This is a genomic window from Pseudaquabacterium rugosum (assembly GCF_038066575.1).
GTDB lineage: Bacteria > Pseudomonadota > Gammaproteobacteria > Burkholderiales > Burkholderiaceae_C > Pseudaquabacterium > Pseudaquabacterium rugosum.
On the sequence record NZ_JBBUTF010000012.1, the window covers coordinates 135,470 to 161,529 of the forward strand.

Here is a 26,060-nt window from a genome sequence, read left to right on the forward strand (position 1 = left end):
GGTATCTCCTGTGTTCTGATGTCAGATCGGTGGGCGGATGCGGCATGCCGCTCAGACCGCCATGCACACGCTCTTGAGTTCGGTGCAGCTCTCGACCGCGGCGCGGCCCAGGTCCTTGCCGACACCGGAGCGCTTGACGCCGCCCAGCGGCAGGTTGTTGTCCAGCATGTTGTGGCAGTTGACCCAGACGGTGCCGGCCTCCAGCCGCGGGATCAGCCGGTGCACGGCCGACAGGTCGTCGGACCAGATGCTGGCCGCCAGGCCGTAGGGCGAATCGTTGGCCAGGCGCACCGCCTCGTCGACGGTGTCGAAGGGCTGGGCGCAGACCACCGGGCCGAAGATCTCCTCGCGCACCGCGCGCATGCCGGCGTTCACGTCCACCAGCACGGTGGGCTGCACGAAGCAGCCGGTGCTGCCGTGGCGGCGGCCACCGGTCAGCACGGTGGCGCCCTCCTGGCGGGCGCTGTCGATGCACGCCAGCACGCGGGCCATCTGGCGCTGCGAGACCAGCGGGCCGAGCTGCACCGAGGGGTCGAAGCCCGAACCCAGCTTCATGCCCTCGGCCGCATGGGCCAGGCGCTCGACCACCGCATCGAAGCGGCTGCGGTGGATCAGCAGGCGCGAGCCCGCGGTACACACCTGCCCCTGGTTGAAGAAGATGCCCATGGCCGCGCCCTGGGCCGCCTTGTCGACATCGGCATCGGCCAGCACGATCAGCGGCGACTTGCCGCCGAGTTCCAGCGTCAGGCGCGTCAGTGCATCGGCCGCCGAACGGGCGATGTGCTGGCCGGTGGCCGTGCTGCCGGTGAAGCTGATCTTGGCCACGCCCGGGTGCGTGGTCAGCGCGGCACCGGCCTCGGCGCCGCCGCACACCACGTTCAGCGCCCCGGGCGGCAGGCCGGCTTCCAGCGCCAGCTCGGCCAGGCGCAGCGCCGTCAGCGGCGTCTCCGGCGAGGGCTTGAGCACCACGGTGCAGCCGGCGGCCAGGGCCGGCGCCACCTTCCACAGCGCGATGGCCAGCGGGAAGTTCCAGGGCACGATGGCGGCCACCACGCCCACCGGCTCGCGGCGGGTCCAGCTGTGGTACTGCACGCCGGGCGGAAAGCCGATCGAGGGCTGCATCGTCTGCCCTTCGATCTTGGTGGCCCAGCCCGCCATGTAACGCACGAACTCGGCGCCCGCACCCACATCGACCATGCGGGCGATGCCCTGCAGCTTGCCGCTCTGCAGCGTCTCCAGCGCGCTCAGCTCGTCGGCATGGGCCTCGATCAGCGTCGACAGGCGGTAGAGCACCGCCTCCCGGTCGGCCGGCCGCATGCGGCTCCAGGCCGAATCCTCGAAGGCCCGGCGGGCCGAGCGCACGGCCAGATCGACATCGGCGGCGGCGCTGTCGGGCGCCCGTGCGATCTCCAGATCGGTGGCCGGATCGACGACGGGCAGCGTACGGCCGTCGACCGGCGCGCGCTCGATGCCGTCGATCACGTTGCCGAACACGCGGCGGGTCAGGAAGCCGACGGTGCGCTGGTTCAAGGCACTGAGTTCAAGCAGGTTCATGGTGCGGGGTCGCTGGGGCGGTGGATCGGTGAACGGTCGGCGCGCAGGCGCCGGGCTCGGACAGGTGGGCGCTCTCGGCTGGCGTCGGTGCCGCCAGCCCGTGGCCGAGGGCGAAGGCCGCGCAACGCTCGGCCAGCATCACCACCGGCGCGTTGGTGTTGCCGCTGACCAGCCGCGGGAAGGCCGAGGCATCGGCCACCCGCAGGCCGGCGATGCCGCGCACCTGCAGTTCGGGCGTCAGCACCGCCAGCGGATCACCGTCGATGCCCATGCGACAGGTGCCGGCCGGGTGGTAGACCGTCTTGGCATGCGAGCGCACATGGGCCTCGATCGCCGCATCGGACAGATCGGCCGCGGCGCCCGGCGCCAGCTCCTCGCTGAGCAGCCGCGCCAGCGAAGGCGCCCGCAGGATGCGCCGCGCCAGCCTGACGCCCCGCATCAGGGTCTGCACATCGGCCTCGGCGCTGAGGAAGCGGCCGTCGAAGTCGGCCTGCTGCTGTGGATCGGTCCCGGCCAGCCGCACCACGCCGCGCGACTGCGGCCGCAGGAAGCAGGGGTTGAGCGACAGGCCGTGGCCTGGCAGCGGATCACGCCCCACATCGCCCACCAGCGTCGGCAGCACGTGGAACTGCACGTCCGGCCGGCCATGGCCCGCCGTGTCGACGAAGCCGCCCGACTCCACCACGTTGGACGTCAGCAGCCCGGTACGGAACAGCTGCCACTGCAGGCCGTGCTGGAGGGCGGTCCAGCCCTGATCCTGGCCCAGCAGGCTGATCGGCTCGCGGCAGCGGCCATAGACGCCGACCTCCAGATGGTCCTGGAAGTTCTCGCCGACGCCGGGCAGATCCTGCCGCACCGGGATGCCGAAGCCCTGCAGATGCGCCGCCGAGCCGACACCCGAGAGCATCAGCAGCTTGGGCGTGGACAGCGCGCCGGCGCTCAGCACCACCTCACGTGTGGCGTTGGCCCGGTGCAGGCCGGCCCCGTCGTGCCAGACCACGCCGGTGGCCCGGCCGCCCTCGATCACCACCCGGTGCACCTGGGCCCGGGTGACCACCGTCAGCCCCGGATGGCGGCGTACGGCGGCCAGGTAGGTGGCGGCGGTGCTGGCCCGCTCGCCCTCGCGGGTGGTGGTCTGGTAGAAGCCCACGCCGTCCTGGCGGGCGCCGTTGAAATCGTGGTTCCAGGGCAGGCCGCATTCCTGCGCGGCCTTGACGAAGGCCAGGCTCAGCGGGTGGCGGAAGCGCGTGTCGCTGACCACCAGCGGACCCTCGGTGCCGTGGTGTTCACCGGACAGGCGCTGGTTGCTCTCGGCATGGCGGAACCAGGGCAGCACATCGCGCCAGGCCCAGCCCTGCAGGCCATCGGCCGCCCAGTCGTCGTAATCCTGTGCCTGGCCGCGGATGTAGACCATCGCGTTGACCGAGCTGCTGCCGCCCAGCGTGCGGCCCTGCGGCACGTGCATGGTGCGGCCCCCGGCCGCGGCCTGCGGACGGGACTCGTACAACCAGGTGCGCTCGGTGCCGATCACGCGGACGAAGGTGGCCGGCATGCGCACGAAGAGGTGATCGTCGCTGGGGCCGGCCTCCAGCAACAGCACCCGCCAGCCGGCCTGCACCAGGCGGCGCGTGACCACACAGCCGCCCGAGCCGGCCCCCACCACGATGGCGTCGAAGGTGCCGGCGTCGGCCGCCGCCCTGTCCTGATCCTGCATCTGCGTCTCCTGCGTCGTCACGGTCTGTCGACCGCGGCGCATCGTCAGCGCGCAGGGCGGATGCGGGCAAGCACGGCGCGGCGCAGGTCACCGTCGGACAAGCGGAGCGTCGTTCTCAGGCAAGGGCGGCCAGGGCTCCGGGATAGCCCGGGGGCGGCCCGCACGGCGCCGCGGCCAGAATCACTAACAACTGAGTGACCTCCGCCTCACCGCCCCCCGAACCGCCGTCCCCCCATGCAGCACATCCGGCAACACACCCGCCACGCCCGCCCGTCCGAGCGCGCCGAATGCTGGGCCGAGATCAACCGCCGCCACTTCGGCGACCTGCAGGTGGACGCCATGGACGAGGGCCTGGAGGATGCCCAACTCATCCGTTATGCACTGGACGATCTGCGCATCTTCCAGATCGACGTGCCCGCCCACCGCGTGCACCGCGACGCCCGCCACGCCGCCGACGATCTGGACGACTGCCACAAGCTGCTGCTGCAGCTGCGCGGCCACGGCCGCATCCGCCAGCACGGCCGGCAGTTCGACCTGCGCGCCGGCGACTGGAGCCTGTACGACCCCCGCCAGCCCTACGCCATCGAGAACCTGGAGCGCACCCGCCTGCTGGCCGTGCAGATCCCGCGCCAGCGCCTGCGCGGCTTCCCGCTGACCGAACTGCACACCTGCCAGTCCCCCACCCGCGGCGGCACCGGACTGGCCGCCGTGCTGGGCGGCTTCCTGCAGTCCCTGACGCTGCAACTCGACGACCTGCCCGACGACGCCGCCCCCACCGTGGCCGAGACCCTGATGGGCCTGCTGACCGCCACCCTGGCCCGCCGCCAGACCGAGGCCCACGAACACGCCACCCTGCCCCGCGTGCTCAAGGCCCGCGTGCGCCAGTACGTGCAGACCCACTGGGCCGACCCGGCGCTCGACATCACCCGCATCGCCGAGGTGATGCGCTGCTCCAAACGCCACCTGCACCGCGCCTTCGACGACGAGCCCCAGACGCTGGACCGCTACATCTGGCGCACCCGGCTGCAGCAGGCCCACCAGCGACTGGTGGAACCAGGGGCGGGATCCGTGCCCGTCAGTTCGGTGGCGGCCGCCTGCGGGTTCCGCAATGCCGCGCATTTCTGCCGCTTGTACAAGGAGGCGTTCGGGGTGACGCCGAGCGGGGCGAGGCGGGGGCCTGCGGCGGGGCATTGAACGAGCCCGGTTCGCTCACGGATCTGGGGACGGCGAAGCGCGGACATCGTGCGCAGCCATGACGGGAACAGTGCGTGCTGCCAGCACAGCGGCCCCAGCGCCGCTGTGCCACCTGTCGGGAAGGGCCTGTCAACCGCCCTCCACCCGCGCCGCCAAGCGCCCCAGGCCTTCCGCCAGCACCGCGGTCTCCCCTTCCCCCGCCTCCCCCAGCCACACCGCCTCGGCCTTGCGCACCACCGCCATCGCCTGTTCGGTCAGGCGGATGCCGGCCGCGGTGGCTTGCAGCGGACGTGAGCGGCCATCCCCTGCGCTCGGCGGCCGGGCGATCAGGCCGCGCGCCTCCAGCGTCTTCAGCACCTTGGTCAGGCCGCCGGACGACAGCAGCACGGCCGCGCGCAGTTCGGAGGGCGTGATGCAGTGCGGCGGCGGGCTGGCGCGCAGGATGGACAGCAGCTCGAACTCGGTGGACGTCAGGCCCAGCGGTTCGAGGGCGCGGCGGGCGCTGTCCTCCAGCAGGCGGGCGAGGCGGAACACCGACATCGTCAGCGCCATGCGGGTGTCGGCCACTTCGGGCCAATGCTGGCGCACGCGGGCGAACACCTGATCGAGCGGCAGGTCGCGGGCAGGAGAGCGAGACGCCGCGCGGGAGGGGGTGCGGGCCGGGCGGCGGGTCGGGGGGATGCTGGCGGGTGGGCTGGCGGGTGGGCTGGCGGGTGGGCTGGCGGGGGCAGGCGCCGGCGCACGGCGGGTCGGGGGGCGGGGCATGGGCGCGCACTGTGCCACGGTGGCCCGGGTCTGCCCATGGCGTGGCCGCGGCCCACGTCCGGACTCGGTCTCGGACTCGGTCGGCAAACCCCTGAATGTCTCACTGGAAAGACAAGTCGGTGGATTTGGGTTCAAATGCCTTTCCGGAAAGACAACCAGGCCGTCAGCCACGGCTTCCCGGATCGGTCGCCGACCGTGCTGCCGCCGTCCGACACCGCCTGCCCCGCGCTCGCACCCACCGCCCATGCCGCCACCCGCCTCCACCTCCCGCCTGGATCCTTCGGCCGCCGCTGAACCGCCCGACGCATCGGCCCAGGCTCAGGCCCAGGCCCAGGCTCAGGTCCAGTCGCCCGCACCGCCGCCCGCCGTCAGCGCCCGCACGCTGCTGCTGGTGCTGGCGCTGCTGTCGGTCTTTCCGCCGCTGGCCACCGACATGTACCTGTCGGCCTTCGGCGAGATCCAGCATCACCTGCGGGCGCCCGATGGGGCGCTGGAGCTGTCGCTGTCGGTGTTCTTCCTGGGCTTGGGGGTGGGGCAGCTGCTGTTCGGCCCGCTGGCCGACCGGGTGGGCCGCAAGGGGCCGCTGCTGGCGGGCACGGCGCTGTTCTGCCTGTGCACGGTGGGCCTGCTGTGGGTGCAGGACGTGCATGCCTTCATCGCGCTGCGCTTCGTGCAGGCGCTGGGCGCCTGTGCGGGCATGGTGATCGGCCGCGCCATCGTCACCGATCTGCATGCGGGCAGCCAGGCCGCGCGCACGATGACGCTGCTGGCGCTGCTGATGACGCTGGGCCCGGTGCTGGCGCCGCTGGCCGGCGGGCTGCTGGTCAGCGCCTTCGACTGGCGGGCGATCTTCCTGGCGATGCTGGGCGTCGGCCTGCTGGCCCTGGGGCTGGCCTGGCGCGCGCTGCCCGAGACGCTGCCGCCCGGCCAACGCACCCGCACGCCGCTGCACCACATGCTGGGCGACTACCGGGCACTGCTGAGGCGACCGGCCTTCGTGGTGCCGGCCCTGACGGGCGCGCTGGCGCTGACCGGCCTGTTCGCCTTCATCACCGCCTCGTCCCACGTGCTGCAGGACGTGATGGGCCTGGGCCGCATCGCCTATGGTCTGACGTTTGGTGCGATCGCGCTCGGCATGGGCGTGGCCTCGGCCGTCAACCACCGGCTGCTGGCGCGCCACACGCCGCGGCGCATCTTCCAGCGGGCGCTGCCGCTGCAGACGCTCAGTGCGCTCGGGCTGCTGGCCGTCTCGGGCACGACGCAGCTGGCCGTGCTGCTGCCGCCGCTGTGGCTGACGGTGGCGCTGTCCGGCCTGCTGGCGGCCAACGGCCAGGCGCTGACGATGGAGGCCGCGCGCGGCCATGGCGGCGCGGGCTCGGCGCTGCTGGGCGCGCTGCAGTTCGGCATCGCCTTCATCAGTGCGGCGCTGGTCGCGGCCTTGGTGGGCGAAGGCCGCGGGGCCTTGCCGCTGGCGCTCGGCATGGCGGTGCCGTCGGTGCTGGCGCTGGGCTTGTGGTGGGGCGCGCCGGGGGGTGGGCGCGGCGGGCCGCGGCCGGCGGATCGCGCGGCCGTCTGAGCACGCCACGCCCAACGTCGCGCGGCCGCCGGGTCGCGGCAGCTCGGCTTCGCTGCCGTCATGGCGGAAACCGCCATCACCCGTCCGGGCGCCTGCCCTCGCACCACCGGCCTCCCGGCCCGCGTCGATTCCGGGTCGATCCCGCGTCACTCAGCGGCAGCCGCGCGCCTCCCGCAGCTGCCGCGCCAGTTCGGCCTGCAGCTGCGGCTGGTCGCGGTTGACGTACATGTTGATGCGCATCTCGATGTCGCGGATCTCGGCGGCCGAGGGGCAAGCCCGGGTCTGGGCCCCGCTCGATGCCGCGGACACCGCGCGCGGCGGCCGCGGCTCGCGGCTCTCCACGCCGACGACCAGGCCGTTGTCCAGCGTGACGACCCAGATGCGGTCGCTGCGCTCCCAGGTCAGCTCGTCGCGGATCACGCCCGGGTACTGGCCCTGGGCCACGCGGTCCGGTGCGCTGCCGAACGTGCGGTCCACCTCGCGCCGGTTCATGCCGACGATGGGCCTGCCGGCGACGATGGCCGCGTCGATGCGGCGTGAGCGATCGGCGGCGGCAGCGCTCAGGCCGCTGGGCGGGCGGGTGGCCTGGATGCTGTCCTGCCGCTGCCCGGGCGGGCACGGCGCATCCTGGAAGCTGACGGCGCCCGCCGGCCCGACACAGCGCCAGGCCGCCCGGGCCGGACCGCTGTGGATCAGCAGGACGGCCGTCAGCACGGCAGCCCCCAGAGCACGATCGATGGTCTGCATACGGCCTCCCTGCCGCGGTCGGCGTCAGCGGGCGCGGCCGGTGTCGGGCAGCGGCCCGGCCTTGCGCACCACCGCCCGCGGCATCGGCCCCCCGGCCTCGGCTCCGCGGGCACCGACACGAGGCTGCTCAACGCGCGAGGGGCGCAGGCGGCCGACAGCCGCGCCACGGCACACCACGGCGGACCTCCGCTCAGCGCATCGACCCGCGCCGCCACATCGCCCGCTGGCCACGCAAGGCCGGCCGGTCGATCTGCTGCGCCAGCTGGGCAATGTCTGCGGCGGTCACGCCCTGCCCGGCAAAGTGCGCCTGCCAGCCGTCGACCACCGCCACCACCTGCCGCAGCGCGGCCAGCGCCTGCACGCGGTCCAGGTCGAACCGGGTGCATTCGGACAGCGCGTTGTCCAGCGTGGCCGCGGGGCCGTCACGGCCCACACGCATCTGCTGGTGGTCGCTGGCCTGGCCGGCGGGCCGCACGCCGAAGGCCGGTGACAGCGCCAGGTCGCCGGCGTCGGTCATCAGCAGCACGTGCTTGCGCGCGTGGTCGTCGGTGTGGCCGATCAGGATGTTGAACACCATGCGGCGGAACAGCTCCTGCATCTGTGCCCGTGCGAGGCCAGCGGCGGCCACGCCGCGGCGGCGCAGCAGCTGGGCCAGCTCCGGATAGCCCGCGGGCTCGCCGGCCGCGCGCAGCGCGACATGGGCCGACAGCGCGTGGCGGCGCCAGGCGCCATCGCGGTCGCGGTCGAAGCGGCGCACGGCCAGGGCGTGGCGGATGGCCCCGGCGCTGTCGAGGCGGATCGGCCGCGTCTCGGCCACGGCGATGCCGGCCAGGGCCGCCAGCGTCAGCGTCGCGTGCTCGACCAGCGGTGCGTCCAATTGCGCGTCCAGTCGCTCACCCGGCGCGTTGAGCTTCAGCAGCCAGGGCGCGCCGTCGAGCGTGATCAGGGCCTTGGGCCGCGACCCGCCCAACCCGACGCCCGAGGTGATCAGCCGCCGCTGCAGCGGGCTCAGCGGGATCAACCGGCTCAATGGGCTCAGCGACTCACCAGCGCGCGGGCGCGCCGTCCGCTCGGGCTCGGGCTCGGGCACCGGCACTGGCGTGGGCGTCGGGATCGACGTGGGCATCAACCCAGGCACCACCTCGTCCACCAGCCCGGCCAGCTGCCGCACATCGGCCAGCGTCGGCAGCGGGACCTGGCCGTGCGGCCGATAGACGCGGGCCGAGGTGGACACGCCGAGGGCGCCGAAGCGCTCGTCCCCCGCGCGGTACAGGACCTCCAGTGGCGACAGGCCGGCCGGGCCGTCGAGGTGGCGGATCAGCCGCTCACCCCAGCCGTCAGGGAAGGCATCGCCGACGGCACCGGGGGCGCCGTCCTCGTCCTGCGGCAGGTGCTCGCCGGGCTGCAGCGGCAGGTCCTCGCTGAGCGCGAAGCCATGGCGCAGCCAGTGCTCGCCATAGCGCAGCGAGACGCCGCGCCGGGCGGGCACCCCGGCCAGCTCGCCCACCGGCACCGGGCAGGCCGGATCGCCCAGCCACCACAGGTGCAGGGCGGCGTGGATCGGTGGCGGTGGGGTGGTGGTCATCGGGCGGTCATGGGGCGGTGGGCCTGCGGCGTGGGTCATGTGCCGGCGGCGGTCATGTCGCGGCGGTCATGCGATGGCGCTCACCGGGGATGGTCACGGGGGGATGGTCACGGGGGTGGCTCCTGCAATGACGCGTTGCCTGCGGTGCGGACCGCGCGGCGACGTGGCGCCCGGCCACGGCCCGCAACCGCCCCGGCGTCATGCAGCCCGGGGGCCAGGGGCCGGCCACCCCCCCGTCTTCAGAACCCACGACGAGCGTGGGATGCCGCACCGCAGGCACCCATCGATCGCTCAGGCCGTCAGGATCCCGATGCCGGGGCCGGGGGTGCCGGGGGAACGGCAGGCACAGGCACAGGCACCGACGCGGAGGCGGAGGCGGAGGCGGACGCAGAGGCCGACGCCGGCGGCAGCCGCCACAACTTGCCGCACAGGCCGCGGTAGACGAAGGGCTGGCTCGGCGCGGCGGGCGTGGTGCCCGCGGGCTCGGCACTGACGGCCAGCTCCACCGCCCGCGTGAACACCTCGTTGGCGGTGCGCGGCAGCGTGATGCCGGCGAACGCGCCGGGCGCCAGGTTCTGCAATGCCGGCAGCGTGCCCACACGCTGCGGCACCCCCTGGGCGTCCAGCGTCCACAGATGCAGCTCGGTGCCCGCGGGCACCGGCACGGCCTTCAGCAGCTTGAAGTCGACCTTGTGGCCATGGCGCAGGCTGGAGACGATCAGGCCGGGCTTGCCCTCGGCCGTGGCCAGCACGCCGACATAACTCTCGGGCAACTGCGTCTCGTCCTGCGCGCCGGAGCGCCGCAGATCCACCACCTGCGGCAGCACCAGGCCCATGGCCAGGCCGGCCGCCAGCGCGCCGGCCGGGATCGGCGCCAGCAGGCGCTGCCACCAGCGCAGCACCCGCACGGCGGCCGGTGCCGGCGGCTCGGCCGCCGCGGCCGTGGCGGCACCGAACAGGCGTTGCGACACGCCCTCCCAGGCCACGGGCGACGGCGTCATCTCGGGCAGGGTCTCGTTCATCGGCGCCAGCAGGGCCTGCCAGCGCAGCGCGGCCTGCTCCACCGCCAGGTGCTGGCGCATGACGGTCTCGAAGCGGCGGCGCGCGCCGCCCTGCAGCGTGCCGACGGCGTAGTCGGCGGCCAGACGGTCCAGCAGTTCGGGGTGCGTGTGCCAGTTCATGCCGGCTCTCCCACGCAGTCCTTCAGGCGCATCAGGCTGCGGCGCACCCAGGCCTTGATGGTGCCCAGCGGGCGCTCCAGGCGGGCGGCCAGCTGTTCATGGGTCAGGCCTTCGAAGTAGGCCAGCTTCAGGGCCGCGCGCGGCTCGCTGTCGATGGTCTCCAGGCAGTGGTGCAGGCGGTGATCGGCCTGGCGCTGCGTCATCTGCTGCAGCGGCGAGCCGCTCTCGTCGGGGATGTCGTGGTGGTGCTCCTCACCCTCGGCGTCACGCCAGGTCAGCGGCGTCTCGGGCCGGCGTCGGCGGGCGACGTCGATGGCGCGGTTGCGGATGAGGGTGGTCAGCCAGGCCAGCGGGCTGGCGCGCAGCGCGGGGAACTGCGCCGCCCGCTGCCACACGGTGATGAAGCACTCCTGCAGCACGTCCTCGGCGGCGCCGCGGTCCTCCAGCAGGCGGTAGGCCACCGCCAGCAGACGGCCCGAGGTGGCCTGGTACAGCGCCTGCAGCGCCTGGCGGTCCTGCAGGGCCACGCGGCCCAGCAGGGCGTGCAGCTGATCGTCGTCGGGCATGGTGCGCAGCGGGTGGCGGCTGAAGGGCGAAGGCGATGGCGATGGCCGCCCCGCCCTGCGCTGCCCTCGGGTCAGCGGCCGGGAGCCAAGGCGATCGCCACATTCTGCCCGGAGGCCTGGGCGAAGGCCTGCTGGATCTGCTCGAAACTGTTGAGGCGCACGGTGTCGAAGTCGCCCCAGCGCAAGGCGGCGGGCAGATCGCCGTAGACCTCGGTCGGTGCGTGCAGGCAGGCCAGTGCCTGCTGGGCCGGCAGCCGGAAGCGGCCCTTGCCCGGCACCGACAGGCGGCGGCCGGCGCTGATGCGCGGGTCGCGCACGAAGCGGTTGGGGAAGATGCGGCGCACCTCGCGCGTGGCCGGGTCCTGGGCATAGCAGTAGACGTAGCCGTCGACGTCGGACTGCACCTGCAGCTCCTCGCGGCCGGTGCCGGCGGCGCGGCGGGTCAGTTGCAGGCGGGCGATGGGCGGGGGGGCGGCAGCGGTGGCCGGCTCCGGCGCGGTGCCGGCGCCGGACGTGGCCGCGGCGGAGGCCACGGTCGGCGCGGTCGCGCCGGTGGATGCCCCGGTGGACGCCTCGGCGGACGTTTCGGTGGCCGCCACCCGGGCCCGGGCCCGGCGCGCCGGTGCGGCCAGCGGACCCGGCGCGGTGCGCTCCGTGATCAGGCGCTTGAAGAAATCCAGATCGGTGTCGCCGGCGGCCGGCAGGCCCAGCGCGCGGCGGTAGGCCGCCACGGCCTGGGTGTAGGCCGGGCTGGCGCTGTCGTCGAGTGCGCCATCGAACCAGCGGCGCGCGCGCAGCCGCTCCTTGATGAAGACGGTGCGCTCGCCCTCGTCCATCGACAGGAACCAGTCCTCCAGCTCGCGCTGCACCCCGCTCTGGCTGTCGGCCACGCCCAGGCACTGCCAGTAGGGCGCACGGATGAGCTTGCCCACCAGCTCCACCGCGGCCAGCTCCACCATGTTGCGCGCCGCCTGGGCCGTGCCCTCGGTGCGGCCGGCGCTGAAGGCGAAGACGGTGCCGGTGTTGAGGATGCGGCCCTGGCCGTCGCCCGCGCTGTTGTCCTGGCGGGTGATGACGGTGGTGTTCTTCGAGGCCACGCCGGGCACCACGATGAAGGTGTCGGTGCGCACCATCGCGGCGTCGAAGCCCAGCACCGACAGGCGGGTCTCGTTGCCCAGGCGCAGGCCGAAGGTCGCTGCCAGCACGCCGAAGCTGGAGCTCTGGCGGCGCACGTCCTCGTCGATCTGGCTGATGGCGCCGCGGACGCTGAACTCGGGCACCACAGCGAAGGGCTGTGTCTTCTGCGCCTGCTGCAGCAGCTGGGCGAGGTTGGCCTGGTCCGCACCGAAGGCCGAGAGCTGCACGGCCCGTGAGCGGCGCGTCATGTCGGCCAGGGCCGAGGTCATCATGTCGCGGCCGCTGACCGGCACCCGCTGCGTCGCATCGCGCAGCTCCTCCATCATCAGCGTCACGTCCCGGGTGCCCAGCTCGAACATCAGCTCGTCCATGCAGCGCAGGGCCGGGGTGAAGTTGGTCTGTGTGACCTGGGCCCGGTCCAGCGGGTTGCTCTGGGCCCGGGTCTCGGCGGCCGACAGCCCGCCGGGGCCGCCGGCGCATCCGGCCAGTTGCAGGGCGGCGAGTGCCGCGGCCAGGCCGCGCACCACCGTGCGACGAGGATCAGTGGGGGCGAATCGTGTCATGGTCGTCACCGGCGGCAGGCGGTCCGTGCAAGGCGTTTCAGGGCGGATCAGCGGCGTCGGCGCTCAGCGGCTGCTGGTCGGGAAGGCATAGGTCTTCTTGACCCAGCGGTCGCCGCCGTCGCGCTTGGTGACGGTCCAGCTGATGGTGTCCAGCGCCTTCTCGACCTGCATCTGCACATGGGTCATGCCGACGGGCTTGGTCTCACCTTCCTGGTTGGCCAGCACGCAGCGGTCCTCGTGGCCGCGGCGGTCGGTCAGCAGAGACCAGGGCAGATCGCAGTCGGCGCGGCGCTCCTCGGCCTGGCGGTCGCAGCGGATGCCGCGGCCGTTGGGCAGGGCGTCACCGTCATAGCCGGACGGGCACTGCACGCCGAGGGCGGCCGAATCCAGCGGGTTGAAGATCGCGCCCTGCGGGAAGACGTACACCCGGCGCGTGGCCCGGAAGACATCCTTGCCGGCACGTTCGATCTGGGTGAACTCGGCTGCCGCCGGATCGCCCGGCAGCGGCACGAACTGCGGCGCGGCGCTGGCCGTCTTGCCGTTGCCGCCGACCACCTGGCAGCGGTCACGGCCGGCCACCAGGTGCTCGATGCGGGTGTTGAGGTTGATGTCGCCGTTGCCGCGGAACACCAGCGGCGAGCACACCGCCTCGCGCTCGATGGTCTCGGTCTTCGCGCACTGCAGGCGCTTCTCGCCGTTCGAGACGATGGCCTCGGTGCCGGCCGGGCACTGCACGCCCTGCTGCTCGCCGGCCTGGGCCAGCGTGGGGGCGGCCAGCCACAGGGTGGCGGTGGCGATGGCGGCGGCCAGGGTGGTGACGGTGGTGTTCATGGTGGCTTCCCTTCAGTCCTGTGGTGGGGTGGTTCACACCGCGTTGTGCGGCGTGTGAGGGACTGACGCAGCCGGGGCGCGTCTGGATGCAGCGCCGATGCACTGTTACATCTTGATGCTTCCGGGGCCGCAACCGCGACCGGGCGCCAGGGGGGCGGGCGGCCGGTCCGGCAGGCCGGCCCGCCACAATCGGCGCATGTCGCCCGCCACCCCCCGCACCCTCGTCCTCGTGGCCCATCCCGCGCTGCAGCACTCGCGCGTCACCCGCGCGCTGATGTCGGCGGCCGACGGGCTGGAGGGTGTCGCGCTGCGTGACCTCTACGCGTGCTATCCGGACTACGCGATCGACGTCGCGGCCGAGCAGGCGGCGGCGCTGGCGGCCGACCATCTGGTGTGGCTGCATCCCTGCCACTGGTACGGCATGCCGCCGCTGATGAAGCTGTGGCTGGACGAGGTGCTGGTGCAGGGCTGGGCCCACGGCGGCCCGCCGGACGGGCCGACCCGGGCGCTGGCCGGCAAGTCGCTGTGGCTGGTCACCAGCACGGGCGGGCCGGCGGCGTCCTACGGCCCGGACGGCCATCACGGCCATGACTTCAGCGCCTTCCTGCCGCCGTATGCGCAGACGGCCGCGCTGTGCGGGCTGCGCTTCCGGCCACCGCTGGTGCTGCACGGCGCCCATCAGGTGAGTGCCGCGGCACGGCAGGCGCATGTCGCGCGTTGGCTGGCGGGGCTGCGTGGCGATGATGCGGCGGTGGCCGCGCTGGCCTCCACGGGAGCCGACCGATGAACACCCACTGGCTGCACGCCGCCCTGATCTACCTGGCCGCGGCGGTGCTGTTCGTGCCGCTGGCCAAGCGCTTCGGGCTGGGCTCGATCATCGGCTACCTGGCGGCGGGGGTGGCCATCGGGCCCTTCGGGGCCGGCGTGGTGCAGGACCCGGAGGCCATCCTGCACGCGGCCGAGTTCGGCGTGGTGCTGATGATGTTCCTGATCGGGCTGGAGCTGGAGCCGCCGCGGCTGTGGGCGCTGCGGCGGCCGATCTTCGGCTGGGGGACGGCGCAGCTGGCGGGCTGTGCGGTGGCCATCGGCGGCGTGGGCTGGGCCTTCGGTGCGCCGGTGGCCACGGCGGTGGTGGCGGGGCTGGGGCTGGCGCTGTCGTCCACCGCGGTGTCGCTGCAGGTGATGCAGGAGCGCCATCTGCTGCCCACCAGCGCGGGCCAGGCCGGCTTCGCCATCCTGCTGCTGCAGGACGTGGCGGCGATCCCGATCCTGGCGCTGATCCCGCTGCTGGGCCAGGGCGGCGCCGATGGCGGCTTTCCGCTGGCCGCGGCCGCGAAGGCGCTGGCAGTGGTCGTCGGCATCATCGTCGGCGGCCGTCTGCTGCTGCGCCATGCACTGCGCTGGGTGGCACGCAGCCGCTCGCCGGAGATCTTCACCGCGGCCGCGCTGGCGCTGGTGGTGGGCATCGCCAGCCTGATGGAGGCGGTGGGGCTGTCGATGGCGCTCGGCGCCTTCCTGGGCGGCGTGCTGCTGGCCGAGAGCGAGTACCGGCAGGAGCTGGAGACCGACGTCGAGCCCTTCAAGGGCCTGCTGCTGGGCCTGTTCTTCATGGCCGTGGGCATGTCGATGGACTTCGCCACGCTGTGGGCCGAGCGGTGGTGGGTGCTGGCGCTGCTGTCGGGCTTCCTGCTGCTGAAGGCGGGCGTGATCTGGGCGCTGGCCGCCGCCGTCAAGGTGCCGGTGGCCGAGCGGCCGGTGCTGACGCTGCTGCTGGCCCAGGGCGGCGAGTTCGCCTTCGTCGTCTTCCAGGAGGCCGAGGGCGCGCACGTGCTGCCCGAGCGCATCGCCGCCCTGCTGGTGGGCACGGTGGCGCTGTCGATGCTGGTGACGCCGCTGCTGCTGGTGGCCGTCGACCGGCTGTGGCGGCCCGGGGCGCGCGGGGCCGGCGCCAGCGACGGGGCCTCGCCCCACGCGCTGGCGCAGCCGCAGGATTCACCGGTCATCATCGCCGGCTTCGGCCGCTACGGGCAGGTGGTGGGGCGGCTGCTGCGGGCCAACGGCCTGCGGGCGACGGTGCTGGACCACGACGCGGCGCAGGTCGATTTCCTGCGCCGCTACGGCTTCCGTGTGCACTACGGCGACGCCACCCGGCTGGACCTGCTGCGCCTGGCCGGCGCGGCCGAGGCCCGCGTGCTGGTGATCGCGATCGACGACATCGAGCAGAGCCTGCGCCTGGCCGAGACCGCGCGCCGCCACTTCCCGCAGCTGACTTTGGTGGCCCGCGCCCGCAACGTGCAGCACTACTACGCGCTGCGCGACCGCGGCGTGACCCGCATCGACCGCGAGACCATGGACTCCGCCCTGATGAGCGGCCGCCAGGTGTTGACGGCGCTCGGCTGGCAGCCACACCAGGCACGCCAGCTGGCGATGCGCTTTCGCGCCCATCTGGTGAGCCAGGTCGAACGGCTGTACCCGCACCATCAGGACGAGCAGGCGCTGGTGTCGATGGCCAGGCAGGGCCGCCAGCAGCTGGAAGAGCTGTTCGCGCAGGAGCGCGAGGCGCAGCAGCGCGGGCGTGACGAGGGGACGTGGCCGGGTTGAGCGCGCAGGGGGCTCAGCGCCCCTGTCGCCAGTCCCGTCGGGGCTCGGCCAGTGCCGGCCGGTCGATCTGGCGTGCAAGGCTGTCGATGTCAGCCTCGGTGACGCCCGCCGCCCGGAAGTGCGCCTGCCAGCCATCGACCACGGCCACCACCTGCCTCAGCTGGGCCTCGGCCTGCGCGCGTGTCAGGCTGAACAGCGCACACTCCGACAGCGCGTTGTCCAGCGTGGCCTCGTGGCCGTCACGGCCCACGCGCAGCTGCTGGTAACCCAGCGCCTGGCCAGCAGGCAGCACGTCGAAGGCGGGGGACAGCGCGTAGTCACCCGCATCGGTCTGCAGCAGCACATGGTTCTTCTCGTGGTCGTCGGTGTTGTCGACCAGGATGTTGAAGACCATGCGGCGGAACAGCTCCTGCATCTGCGCGCGGGCCAGGCCGTCGGCGGTCACGCCGCGGCGGCGCAGCAGCTGGGCCAGCTCGGGATAGCCGAGTGCCTCGCCCGCGGCGCGCAGCGCGACATGAGCCGACAACGCGTGCAGGCGCAGGCCGCCGGCGCGGTCGAAGCGGCGCACGGCGACGGCGTGACGGGTGGCGCGGTCGGCCCGGCCCACGGCCGACCCTGCGCCTTCGTCCGCCGCCGCGCCGTCCAGCGGGATCGCCCGCGTCTCGGCCACCGAGATGCCCGCGCGCGCGGCCAGCGTCATCGTCGCGTGCTCGACCAGCGGGGCGTCCACCGCCTCACCCGGCTCGTTGAACTTCAGCACCCAGGCCGCACCGTCGAGCGCGAGCAAGGCCTTGGGCCGCGCGCCGCCCATCGACACGCCGGGGGCGATCAGCCGCCGCTCGGCCTCGCCCACCGGCTCGCCGGCCAGCACGCGCGCCACCAGAGCGGCCAGTTGCGGCACCTCGCGCAGCGTGGGCAACGGGCCATGGGTGCGCGGCCGGTAGTCGGTGGCCGAGAGGGAGACGCCGAGCGCGCCGAAACGCTCGTCGCCCGCGTGGTACAGGAACTCCAGCAGCGACAGGCGGGCCGGACGGTCGATGTGGCGGATCACCCGCTCGCCCCAGCGGTCCGGGCGGGCGTCGTCCACCGCGCCGACGGCCGTGTCCTTGTCGGCAGGCAGGCGCTCGCCGTCGATCAGCGGCAGGTCCTCGCTGAGGGGAAAGCCGTGGCGCAGCCAGTGCGCGCCATAGCGCAGCGAGACGCCACGCAGCGGGCGCACCAGCGCCAGCTCGCCCACCGGCACCGGACGCGCTGGATCCCCCAGCCACCACAGGTGCAGGGTGTCGGTGATCGGCGGAGGCACGGCGGCCATCATCCGTGGCCGGGCCAGGACGGGCGCCGGCTCAAGGGCCGGACCGGCGCGCGCGGCGGGCCGGTGGGAGGGCGGCCGGCCGCGGCTCGTCCACCGTCAAGGCCACGACGGCCACCGCCTGCGGCTGCGCGGCGGCAGGCACCGCCGGCGCCGCCTGCCCCAGCCGCGCGGCCAGCGACAAGGGCTGGCGCACCGAACGGGCCCGCGCCGTGCGCAGGTCCGCCTCCAGCGCGCCGAGGTCGAGCTGCGGGTCGGCCAGCCCGGCCAGCGGCTCGCTGCGGCCGATCAGCCACAGCGCGGTGGCATACAGGCCGATGGCCACACCGGGGTCGCCTTGCTCCAGCCGCGCCAGCGTGGGCTCGGAGATGCCGATGCGCTGCGCCCAGTGGCGGCGCGACTGCTTGCGGCGCTTGCGCGCCAGGGCCAGATCGGCGCCGAGCGCGCGCAGGCCGGCCGCGACGGCAGGGGGCAGTTCAGCCAGGGCTTGCGGCAGCTTGGGCATACAAAGATATTAGCAAATCAGGCGATTCACATCCATCTTCGTGATCTGAAGCCGCGACAGCCGATCGTGAAGCAAGGCGCGTCACGGGCCCGGCGCGTTCACATCGAGTGCAGGCCGATCACGTTGCCCTCGGTGTCGCGCGCCAGCGCGAAGTGGCCGTGCGGGCCGATCGGGGTCTTGCCTTGCATCAGCGTGCCGCCGTGGGCCTCGACGCGGGCGGCCTCGACCGCGCAGTCGGCACAGCCGAAATAGACGACGGTGCCGCCCGCGCTGCCAGGGGCCACGCCCGGGTGGCGCACCAGCGCGCCGCAGGCGCCGTAGCGCGGGGCGCTGTCCGGCGGGTCGGACGGGAAGGCCACCATCTCCAGATCGCCGGCGCCTTCGGGCACCTCCATCGGCACCAGGGTCTGGCCGAAGACCCCCTCGTAGAAGGCGCGGGCGCGCGCCATGTCGCTGACATGGAGCTCGAACCAGACGACGGTGTTGGGTGGGGACATGGGGGCACTCCGGTGGCGATGGTGGGGTGCCGATGATCGGCGGCGGCGCGGCCGCCGGTCAATCACGTCCAACCCACGGCGGGCGCGGGCTCTGCACCCGGATGATGAGGCCGGGCCGTCACCGCCGCGGATGACGCGCGCATGTCCGTCAGATGTCGAAGCGCACGCCCTGGGCCAGCGGCAGCGAGCGGCTGTGGTTGACGGTGTTGGTGGCGCGGCGCATGTAGTTCTTCCAGGCGTCGCTGCCGCTCTCGCGGCCGCCGCCGGTCTCCTTCTCGCCACCGAAGGCGCCGCCGATCTCGGCGCCCGAGGTGCCGATGTTGACGTTGGCGATGCCGCAGTCCGAGCCGCTGGCGGCCAGGAAGGCCTCGGCCTCGCGCAGGTCGTTGGTGAAGATGGCCGAGCTCAGGCCCTGGGGCACGTCGTTCTGCAGCGCGATGGCCGCGTCGAAATCGCGGTAGGTCAGCACGTAGAGGATGGGCGCGAAGGTCTCGTGGCGCACCGTGGCCGTCTGGGCCGGCATCTCGACGAGGGCCGGACGCACGTAGAACGCGTCGGGATGGGCGTCGGCCAGCAGGCGCTCGCCGCCGGTGACGGTGCCGCCCTCGGCGGCCGCGGCGCGCAGCGCGGCCTGCATCGCCTCGAAGGCCGCGCCGTCGACCAGCGGGCCCACCAGCGTGCCCTCGGCCAGCGGATCGCCCACCGGCAGGCCGGCATAGGCCTGCTTCAGGCGCGCCACCAGCGCCTCGCGCACGCTCTCGTGCACGATCAGGCGGCGGGTGGACGTGCAGCGCTGACCGCAGGTGCCGACCGCCGCGAAGGCGATGCCGCGCACCGCCAGATCCAGATCGGCCGTGGGCGCGACGATGACGGCGTTGTTGCCTCCCAGCTCCAGCAGCACGCGGCCGAAGCGCTGGGCGACGCGCGGGCCCACCGCACGGCCCATGCGCGTGCTGCCGGTGGCCGAGACCAGCGCCACGCGCGGGTCATCGACCAGGCGCTCGCCGAGCGACGCGCCGCCGATCAGCAGCTCGGACAGACCGGCCGGCGCGTCGGCGCCGAAGCGCTGCAGCGCGCGCGCGAACAGCGCCTGGCAGGCGAGTGCCGTCAGCGGCGTCTTCTCGCTGGGCTTCCAGACCACCGGATCGCCGCAGACCAGCGCCAGCGCCGCGTTCCAGGCCCAGACCGCGACGGGGAAGTTGAAGGCGCTGATGACGCCGACCACGCCCAGCGGATGCCACTGCTCCATCATGCGGTGACCGGGCCGCTCGCTGGCGATGGTCAGGCCGTGCAGCTGGCGGCTCAGGCCGACGGCGAAGTCGCAGATGTCGATCATCTCCTGCACCTCGCCCAGGCCCTCGGAGCGGATCTTGCCGGCCTCCAGCGAGACCAGCTCGCCGAGCGCCGCCTTCTCCTCGCGCAGCACCTCGCCGAACAGGCGCACCAGCTCGCCGCGGCGCGGCGCCGGCACATTGCGCCAGACGGCGAAGGCCTGCTGGGCACGGGCGATGGCGGCATCGGCCTCGTCGACGGTGTGGGTGCGCAGGCGGGCCAGCAAGCTGCCGTCGATCGGCGAGCGCACCGGCCAGTCGCCGGCCTGGGCGATGGCCGAGAGGCCGAACTGGTCGAGCAGACGGGCGGAGGACGTGGCGACGGAAGTGAGGGTCATGGTCGTTCGGCGGGCAGGGATCGGGGGGGAGAACCGCAGGGCGGAGGATAGTCCGGCGCGCGCGGGCGGGGGGTGGCGGGACGCTCGGGGCGGGCGGCGGTCAGGGAAGGCGATCAGGGAAGACGGCCAGGGAAGGCGGTCAGGCCGCGGTGGGCACGGGCTCCAGCGCCCGGGCCCAGGCCCGCGCCAGGCGCTGCACGGCCTCGCCGAGCGCCGCCTCGTCGAGGGCGGCGAAGGACAGGCGCAGGCACAGCCCGGACGGCGGCGTGACATGGAAGGCGGCGCCGGGCACGAAGAGCACGCCTTCGGCGACGGCGGCGTCGAACAGGCGGCGGGGATCGGGCGTGGGCGTGGGCGTGGACGTGGACGGACGCCGACCCGCGGCACCGGCACCGCCATCGTCCTCCAGCCACAGGAACATGCCGCCGCGCGGCGGCTCGACCTGCAGCGCGTCACCCGGCAGGGCCCTCAGGCCGTCGGTCAGCACCCGGGCACGGCGGGCGTAGGCCTGGCGCGCGGCCTCGACCGTCGGGGCGTAGCGCCCGCTGGCCAGATAGTGCGCGGCCACCGCCTGCGACAGCGGCGAGGTGCACAGGTCCACCGTCTGCTTGGCGATCGCGCAGCGTCGGCGCAGCGGCTCGCTCGCCAGCATCCAGCCGATGCGCAGTGCCGGCGCCACCGTCTTCGACAGGCTGGACAGGTGGATGACCGGGTTGTCCACCGGCCCGCACAGCGCATGGCCAAGGGCGTGCAGCGGGGTGATGGCGGCGGCGGCCGGGTCCGCATGCCGGCTGGCCCGGGCGCTGCCGTCGGCACCCACCGGGCCCACCGCCGCCGGGCCGACGCCGGCCTGCGCGCCGGGGCTGGCTTCGGCGTCGAAGCGCAGCTCGCCATAGGGATCGTCCTCGACGATCAGGAAACGGTGGCGCACGGCCAGCGCCACCAGCGCCGCCCGCCGCGCCTGCGGCATCCGGCTGCCGCGCGGGTTGGAGTAGCTGGGCACGGTGTAGAGCAGGCGCGGGCGGCGGCCGGGTGGCAGGCCGGCCAGCAGCGGCTCGATGGCGTCGACGCGCAGGCCGTCGCGGTCCATCGGCACCGGCAGCGCCTGCACGCCGGCCAGCGTCAGCGCCTGCAGCACGGCCGGATAGGTGGGCGACTCCACCAGCACCACGTCACCGGGCTGCAGCAGCACGCGCAGCAGCAGATCGAAGCCCTGCTGCGAGCCGGTGGTCACCAGGATGTCGCCCGCATCGGCCGCCAGGCCGCGCTGGCGCGACAGGCCGGCCAGCGCCTCGCGCAGGGCGGGCGTGCCCTCGGTGGCACCGTACTGCAGCGTGCCGGCGGGGTCGGCCAGCGCGGCGGCAGCGGCCGCGCGCAGGCCCTCGGCATCGAACAGCGCCGGCGACGGATAGCCACCGGCCAGCGACAGCATGCCGGGCCGGCCAAGGTAGGGAAACAGCTCGCGGATCGGCGAGCCGGCCGGCTGGGCGAAGGCAGGATTGAACAGGGACAGGTCCATGGGCGTCGAGTGGGCGGCGAGGGTCAGGCCGGTCCGTAGGACACGCCGGCCCCCAGCCCCTGCGGATCGAGCAGCGCCTGCAGCCGGCCGCTGAGCGCGAGCGCGGCCGGCGGCGTGTAGCGCTGGTAGCAGGCCAGGTTGTGGGGGCCGATGCCGTGCTCGGCGCTGTAGCTGCCCTGGTGGGTGTGGACGACGAGGTCATAGACGGCCTGGCGCACGGCCTCGACCCGTTGCGGGTCCCAGTCGGCGAGCTGCGCGTGCGGCCACACCAGATTGAAGTGCAGGCCCCCGTCGCCGACATGGCCGAAATCCAGCACCTGCAGCGGCGCGAAGTGCTCGGCCACCAGCGCCGCGGCCTCGCGCCGCACGCGCATCAGCGCGCCACGGCGCACCGAGATGTCGAAGCCGATGACGCGGCCGCGCGCCTTGGCGCCATCGCTGAGCGCATGGCGCAACTGCCACAGCTCCTGGCCGCGGCCCATCACCGCATCGACCAGCAGACCGTCGAGATGAGGGGCCAGGAAATCGGTCAGCAGCGCCTCCAGGTCCAGCCCGCTGTCGGGCGCCAGTCCGGTGGCCAGCTCGATCAGCAGGCTGAACGGCGGCACCGGCGCGCTGCCGAAGGGGTTGCGCAGCATGGGCACGTGGTCGAGCGCGGCCTGCAGCGCGGCGCCGGAGAGGCCCTCGAAGGCGCTGAGCACATCGCCGAGTGCCGATTCGGCCGCCTGCAGCAGCGCGGCCACGGCCTCGTCGTCGCGCGGCACCAGCAGCGCGGTGACGCTCTGGCGCGGGCGCACGGCCAGCTCCAGCGTGGCACCGGTGATCACGCCGGCCGCGCCCGAGCTGCCGACCCACAGCTGCTTGAGGTCGAAGCCGGTGTTGTCCTTGCGCAGTGGGCGGCCGAGCTGCAGCACCTGGCCCGGTGGATCGAACAGCACCACGTCGAGCGCCAGCAGGTTGTGGCGCACATCGCCGTGGCGCAGCAGCCGCGTGCCACCGGTGTTGCAGGCCACCATGCCGCCGATGCTGGGATCGGCCGCCAGATCGATCGGGAACCACAGGCCCAGCGGCTGCAACGCGGCGTCCAGATCGCTCAGGCGCAGGCCGGCGTCGACGGTGGCGCAGCGGTCGAGCACGTCGATCTCGCAGCGCTGGCGCAGGCGCTGCAGCGACAGCAGCACCTGACGGCCGCTCGCATCGGGCGTGCTGGCGCCCACCAGGCCGGTGTTGGCGCCCTGCGGCAGCAGGCGCGCGCCGTGGGCGGCGCACACCGCCACCACCTGCGCCACCTCGGCCGTGCTGGCCGGGCGCACCACGCAGGCCGCCCGCCCGGCGCCATAGCGTGCGCCCTGGGCATAGGGCTGGGCATCGGCGCCGGTCAGCAGGCCGGCCTCGCCGACGATGGCGCGCAGGGCGTCGATCAGCAGGGCGGGCGATGCGGGGCCGTCGGGCGCCTGAGGCTGACGGTCATTCGAAGGGGCGTGCATGGCGACGGTGCGGGTACGGTGCGGGGTGGTGGATGTCCGGTGCGGCGGTGGGTGTGGCGGTGGTGCGGCGGAAAGGCCGTTGCAGGCCGTCACCAGCGGGCATCGACCAGATGCTGCGCCTGGGCGCCGGCCTCGTAGCCGGCGGTGCGCAACGTGCGCCAACGCTCGGGCTCAGGAGTGCTGAAGGGCAGCGGCAGCGCGTCGGGTGCATCCAGCCCCAGGATGTGGCGGGCCAGCGCACGGCCCATCACCGTGCCCGGCGAGATGCCGCGGCCGTTGTAGCCGGCCACGGCCAGCACCTGTGGTGCCAGCGTGTGCAGGCGCGGGATGGCGTCGTGCGTCATGCCGATGGTGCCGTGCCAGGCATGCTGCAGCGCCACGCCGCGCAGCTGCGGAAACAGCCGCGCCATCGCCCGCCGGGCCCAGGCCGTGTGCACCGCCCGCCCGCTGCCCTGCAGCGCGCCGACGCTGCCGAAGACCAGGCGCCCGGCCGAATCCATGCGGAAGGACGTCAGCACCTGGCGCGTGTCCCAGGCGCCCTCGCCGCCGGGCAGCAGGCCCGCGGCCTGCCGGGGCGTCAGCGGCTCGGTGGCGAGGTTGAAGTAGGGCAGGCTGACCTGCTCGGTCTGCAGCGCGGGCCACAAGCCGTGCTCGCCGGTGTAGGCATCGGTGGCCACCAGCACCCAGCGCGCCTGCACGCGGCCGCCGGTGTCGGTGTGCAGGCACCAGCCGGGCTGCTGCGGCGTGCCCGTGGCCTCGGCGCGGACCGCGCGGCTGCCGACGTACACCTGCGCCCCGGCCCGCTGTGCGGCGGCGGCCAGGCCGCGCACATAGGCCAGCGGCTGCACGGTGCCGGCGCGCAGGTCCAGCAGGCTGCCGGTGTAGGCCGCGGTGCCGGTGCGCTCGGCCGTCCGCGCCGCATCCAGCACGGTCACGGGTGCGCCCAGCGCCTGCCACTGGCGGGCGCGCTGGTGCAGCTCGGCCAGGCCGCTGGCGCCCACCGCGCAGTGCAGCGTGCCGCGGTGCACCGCCTCGCAGGCGATGCCGTGGCGCGCGATCAGCTCGAACACCGTGCGCGGTCCGTCGCCCAGCAGCTGCAGCAGACGCGGCCCGTGCACCGGGCCCAGCACCTGCGGCAGCACCTCGGGCATCACCCACAGGCCGGCATTGACCAGGCCGACATTGCGGCCGGCCCCGCCATGGCCGAGGGCCCGCGCCTCCAGCAGCGCCACCCGCGCGCCCGCTTCGGCCAGATGCAGGGCGGCGGAACAGCCGGTGTAGCCGCCGCCGATGATGACCACGTCCACCGCCTGGGCGCCGCCGAGGTCGGCCGTCAGCGGACCGGCAGGCGGCGCCGGCGGGGCCGAGGCGGCCCACAGGCCGTGGCTGGCGGGGGTGGTGCCGGCGGTGGAAAGAGGAGCGCAGGGGGTGGCGTGGGGGGCGGCCATGGCGGGGCTCCGGGCTCGGTGGCGCGTGACCGTGGGCAGGGTGAGGCGGCGCGGGGCGCTCAGCCGGCGTGCGTGCCGCGCGGTGCGGCGCGCAGCGCGTCCGGCATGACCGCCTGCAGGGCGGCGTGCAGATGCGCCAGGCTGTCCTGCTGCTCGGCCGCGTAGAGCGCCATCGGGTCGGCCACCGGCGCGCCCAGCGCCTGCTCGAAGGCGGCCTGGGCGGCCTGCACGTCGTACTGCAGCACCGGTTCTCCCGCCAGATTGCTGCGGAAGATGCCGGCGGCGCTGACAGGCAGGAAGTCCTCGTAGACGATGGGCCGGGCCTCGGCCAGGCCGGCGGCCAGCAGGGCCTGCAGCCAGGCCGGCACGCTGCCAGCTTGCGCCCCGCCGTCGACCGGCGTGGCCGCCGTGCCCGCGTCTTCGCGATCGCGGCACCCGGCCGCGGCGGCCTCCGCTGTCGTCACCGTGGCCGCCACTGCCGCCACTGCCGCCGCCTGCGCCGTCACCCCGGGCCGCAGCCCGTAGCGGAACCAGCCCAGGCCGGCCTGACGCAGCGTCTGCAGATCGTCCGGGAAGTCGGCGAAGACGGCCGCCAGCGTGGCGGCCCGGGCCTCGGCCGTGGCGCCCGGCGCCGCCGCGTTGCGCGCCCGGGCCTCGTCCAGCAGACGGTCGTACAGCGCGCGGCCGGCCGGGGTCAGCGCCAGGCCGCGCTGCTCGATCTCGCCGAAACGCGCGGTGTGCGTGCCCTCGCCACTGCCCGCGGCAAAGCTCACCGGCTCGCTCACGGCGGCGAAGCTGGTCTGGCGCAGCAGGATGGGCACACGCCGGCGCGGCGGGCCCTCGATCTCGGCCTTGGCCGGCAGGCCGGCCGCCTGCATCGCGGACTGCGCGGCATCGATGTCGAGCGTGCGCGGCGTCAGGTGGTTGATGTGCGGGCCGGCGAAGCACACCACGTCGGCCACCAGGCGGTGGGCGGCGGCCAGGCGCCGGTAGTCGTCCTGCGTGACCGGCGCCTGCCGCTGCCAGGCGAAGGTCGGCAGCACGGCCTGCACGAAGGCCTCGGCATCGGACTCGCTCAGGCCGCCGGCCTGCTCGCAGCGCGCGGTCAGCGCCAGCGCCTCGGGCGTGAAGATCCGGCGCCGGGCCAGCGTGCGCTCGGCCAGCGCGCGGGTCTGCGCATCGTCGATCAGCTCCAGCCGCAGCAAGGAGGTGAACAGCCGCAGCGGGCTGGCTTGCAACGCCGCCGCGCCCACCGGGCGGAAGGCCGTCGAATGCACCGGCACGCCGGCCACCGACAGATCGTAGTAGCCCACCGGCTGCAGGCCCATGACGGCGAAGATGCGGCGCAGCGTGGCCAGCTCCTGCGCCGTGCCCACGCGGATCGCGCCGTGGCGCTCGACGTCCAGCTGCGCCTGCGCCAGCGGCACGCCGTCGAGCGCCTGCGCATCGGCCCGCAGCGTGGCCGCATTGACCTCGGCCACCACATCGACCAGGCGGCCGTACAGCGGCACCTCGGCGCGGTACAGCCGGGACATCGCCGCGGCGAAGCGGCTGCGGATGACGTCGGGGGCCACGAAGGCCGGCACGGGGCTCAGGTCAGTCATGCTGGATA

Annotated in this window: 21 protein-coding genes; 4 read left to right on the forward strand and 17 right to left on the reverse strand. The window is 74.2% G+C overall.

The features are described from left to right. Positions 1–51: 51 nt before the first annotated feature. Complete coding sequence (locus AACH11_RS14060; RefSeq protein WP_341374869.1) at positions 52–1,554, reverse strand: aldehyde dehydrogenase family protein; 1,503 nt, start codon at positions 1,552–1,554, stop codon at positions 52–54. After that, entirely contained in the window at positions 1,541–3,268 is a 1,728-nt protein-coding gene (locus AACH11_RS14065; RefSeq protein WP_341374944.1) for a GMC family oxidoreductase, read from the reverse strand. Before AACH11_RS14065 ends, AACH11_RS14060 begins: the two co-directional genes overlap by 14 nt. 234 nt (positions 3,269–3,502) lie before the next feature. On the opposite strand from AACH11_RS14065, the gene AACH11_RS14070 reads away from it, so the two are divergent. Then, a complete protein-coding gene (locus AACH11_RS14070; RefSeq protein WP_341374870.1) occupies positions 3,503–4,462 on the forward strand; it encodes an AraC-like ligand-binding domain-containing protein in 960 nt (319 codons plus the stop codon). A 129-nt stretch (positions 4,463–4,591) separates the two neighbouring features. Here AACH11_RS14070 and AACH11_RS14075 read toward each other — a convergent pair whose 3' ends face one another. Next, a complete protein-coding gene (locus AACH11_RS14075; protein WP_341374871.1) occupies positions 4,592–5,050 on the reverse strand; it encodes a MarR family winged helix-turn-helix transcriptional regulator in 459 nt (152 codons plus the stop codon). Positions 5,051–5,471: 421 nt separating this feature from the next. Here AACH11_RS14075 and AACH11_RS14080 point away from each other — a divergent pair, with 421 nt between their 5' ends. Further along, positions 5,472–6,803 (forward strand): multidrug effflux MFS transporter, encoded by a 1,332-nt coding sequence (locus AACH11_RS14080; RefSeq protein ID WP_341374872.1) that lies wholly within the window; start codon positions 5,472–5,474, stop codon positions 6,801–6,803. Positions 6,804–6,953: 150 nt separating this feature from the next. Here AACH11_RS14080 and AACH11_RS14085 read toward each other — a convergent pair whose 3' ends face one another. The 6 genes from AACH11_RS14085 to AACH11_RS14110 form a co-directional block, all read right to left on the reverse strand. Then, positions 6,954–7,550 carry a DUF4124 domain-containing protein gene (locus AACH11_RS14085; RefSeq protein ID WP_341374873.1) on the reverse strand — a complete coding sequence of 199 codons (597 nt, stop codon included), beginning with the start codon at positions 7,548–7,550 and terminating at the stop codon, positions 6,954–6,956. A 190-nt stretch (positions 7,551–7,740) separates the two neighbouring features. Next, on the reverse strand, positions 7,741–9,135 hold the full coding sequence (locus AACH11_RS14090) for a type II toxin-antitoxin system HipA family toxin (protein ID WP_341374874.1): 1,395 nt from the start codon (positions 9,133–9,135) through the stop codon (positions 7,741–7,743). A 299-nt stretch (positions 9,136–9,434) separates the two neighbouring features. Next, entirely contained in the window at positions 9,435–10,316 is an 882-nt protein-coding gene (locus AACH11_RS14095) for an anti-sigma factor (RefSeq protein ID WP_341374875.1), read from the reverse strand. Then, positions 10,313–10,882: a sigma-70 family RNA polymerase sigma factor gene (locus tag AACH11_RS14100; protein ID WP_341374876.1), complete on the reverse strand. Its 570-nt coding sequence runs from the start codon at positions 10,880–10,882 to the stop codon at positions 10,313–10,315. Before AACH11_RS14100 ends, AACH11_RS14095 begins: the two co-directional genes overlap by 4 nt. A 71-nt stretch (positions 10,883–10,953) precedes the next feature. Beyond that, on the reverse strand, positions 10,954–12,582 hold the full coding sequence (locus tag AACH11_RS14105; protein WP_341374877.1) for a DUF4384 domain-containing protein: 1,629 nt from the start codon (positions 12,580–12,582) through the stop codon (positions 10,954–10,956). 63 nt (positions 12,583–12,645) lie between these two features. Then, complete coding sequence (locus AACH11_RS14110) at positions 12,646–13,413, reverse strand: hypothetical protein (protein WP_341374878.1); 768 nt, start codon at positions 13,411–13,413, stop codon at positions 12,646–12,648. A 196-nt stretch (positions 13,414–13,609) separates the two neighbouring features. Here AACH11_RS14110 and kefF point away from each other — a divergent pair, with 196 nt between their 5' ends. Then, on the forward strand, positions 13,610–14,200 hold the full coding sequence (gene kefF, locus AACH11_RS14115; protein ID WP_341374879.1) for a glutathione-regulated potassium-efflux system oxidoreductase KefF: 591 nt from the start codon (positions 13,610–13,612) through the stop codon (positions 14,198–14,200). Continuing rightward, complete coding sequence (gene kefC, locus AACH11_RS14120) at positions 14,197–16,014, forward strand: glutathione-regulated potassium-efflux system protein KefC (protein ID WP_341374880.1); 1,818 nt, start codon at positions 14,197–14,199, stop codon at positions 16,012–16,014. The genes kefF and kefC overlap by 4 nt, the downstream gene beginning before the upstream one ends. A gap of 13 nt (positions 16,015–16,027) precedes the next feature. On the opposite strand, the gene AACH11_RS14125 is transcribed toward kefC, so the two are convergent. From AACH11_RS14125 to AACH11_RS14160, 8 genes are all read right to left on the reverse strand, one after another. After that, positions 16,028–17,326 carry a type II toxin-antitoxin system HipA family toxin gene (locus AACH11_RS14125; RefSeq protein ID WP_341374881.1) on the reverse strand — a complete coding sequence of 433 codons (1,299 nt, stop codon included), beginning with the start codon at positions 17,324–17,326 and terminating at the stop codon, positions 16,028–16,030. Positions 17,327–17,357: 31 nt separating this feature from the next. Beyond that, positions 17,358–17,828: an XRE family transcriptional regulator gene (locus AACH11_RS14130; RefSeq protein WP_341374882.1), complete on the reverse strand. Its 471-nt coding sequence runs from the start codon at positions 17,826–17,828 to the stop codon at positions 17,358–17,360. Between the two features lie 98 nt (positions 17,829–17,926). Then, positions 17,927–18,325 carry a VOC family protein gene (locus AACH11_RS14135; protein WP_341374883.1) on the reverse strand — a complete coding sequence of 133 codons (399 nt, stop codon included), beginning with the start codon at positions 18,323–18,325 and terminating at the stop codon, positions 17,927–17,929. 148 nt (positions 18,326–18,473) lie between these two features. Further along, positions 18,474–19,994 (reverse strand): L-piperidine-6-carboxylate dehydrogenase, encoded by a 1,521-nt coding sequence (gene amaB, locus AACH11_RS14140; protein ID WP_341374884.1) that lies wholly within the window; start codon positions 19,992–19,994, stop codon positions 18,474–18,476. Between the two features lie 139 nt (positions 19,995–20,133). Then, entirely contained in the window at positions 20,134–21,513 is a 1,380-nt protein-coding gene (locus AACH11_RS14145; protein ID WP_341374885.1) for an aminotransferase-like domain-containing protein, read from the reverse strand. 23 nt (positions 21,514–21,536) lie between these two features. Further along, entirely contained in the window at positions 21,537–23,000 is a 1,464-nt protein-coding gene (locus AACH11_RS14150) for an FAD-binding oxidoreductase (RefSeq protein WP_341374886.1), read from the reverse strand. 89 nt (positions 23,001–23,089) lie between these two features. Continuing rightward, the gene (locus AACH11_RS14155; RefSeq protein WP_341374887.1) at positions 23,090–24,448 is read right to left on the reverse strand and encodes an NAD(P)/FAD-dependent oxidoreductase; all 1,359 of its coding nucleotides are present in this window, start codon (positions 24,446–24,448) and stop codon (positions 23,090–23,092) included. 59 nt (positions 24,449–24,507) lie between these two features. Continuing rightward, a complete protein-coding gene (locus AACH11_RS14160) occupies positions 24,508–26,052 on the reverse strand; it encodes a 2-oxoadipate dioxygenase/decarboxylase family protein (protein ID WP_341374888.1) in 1,545 nt (514 codons plus the stop codon). Between the last annotated feature and the right edge of the window lie 8 nt (positions 26,053–26,060).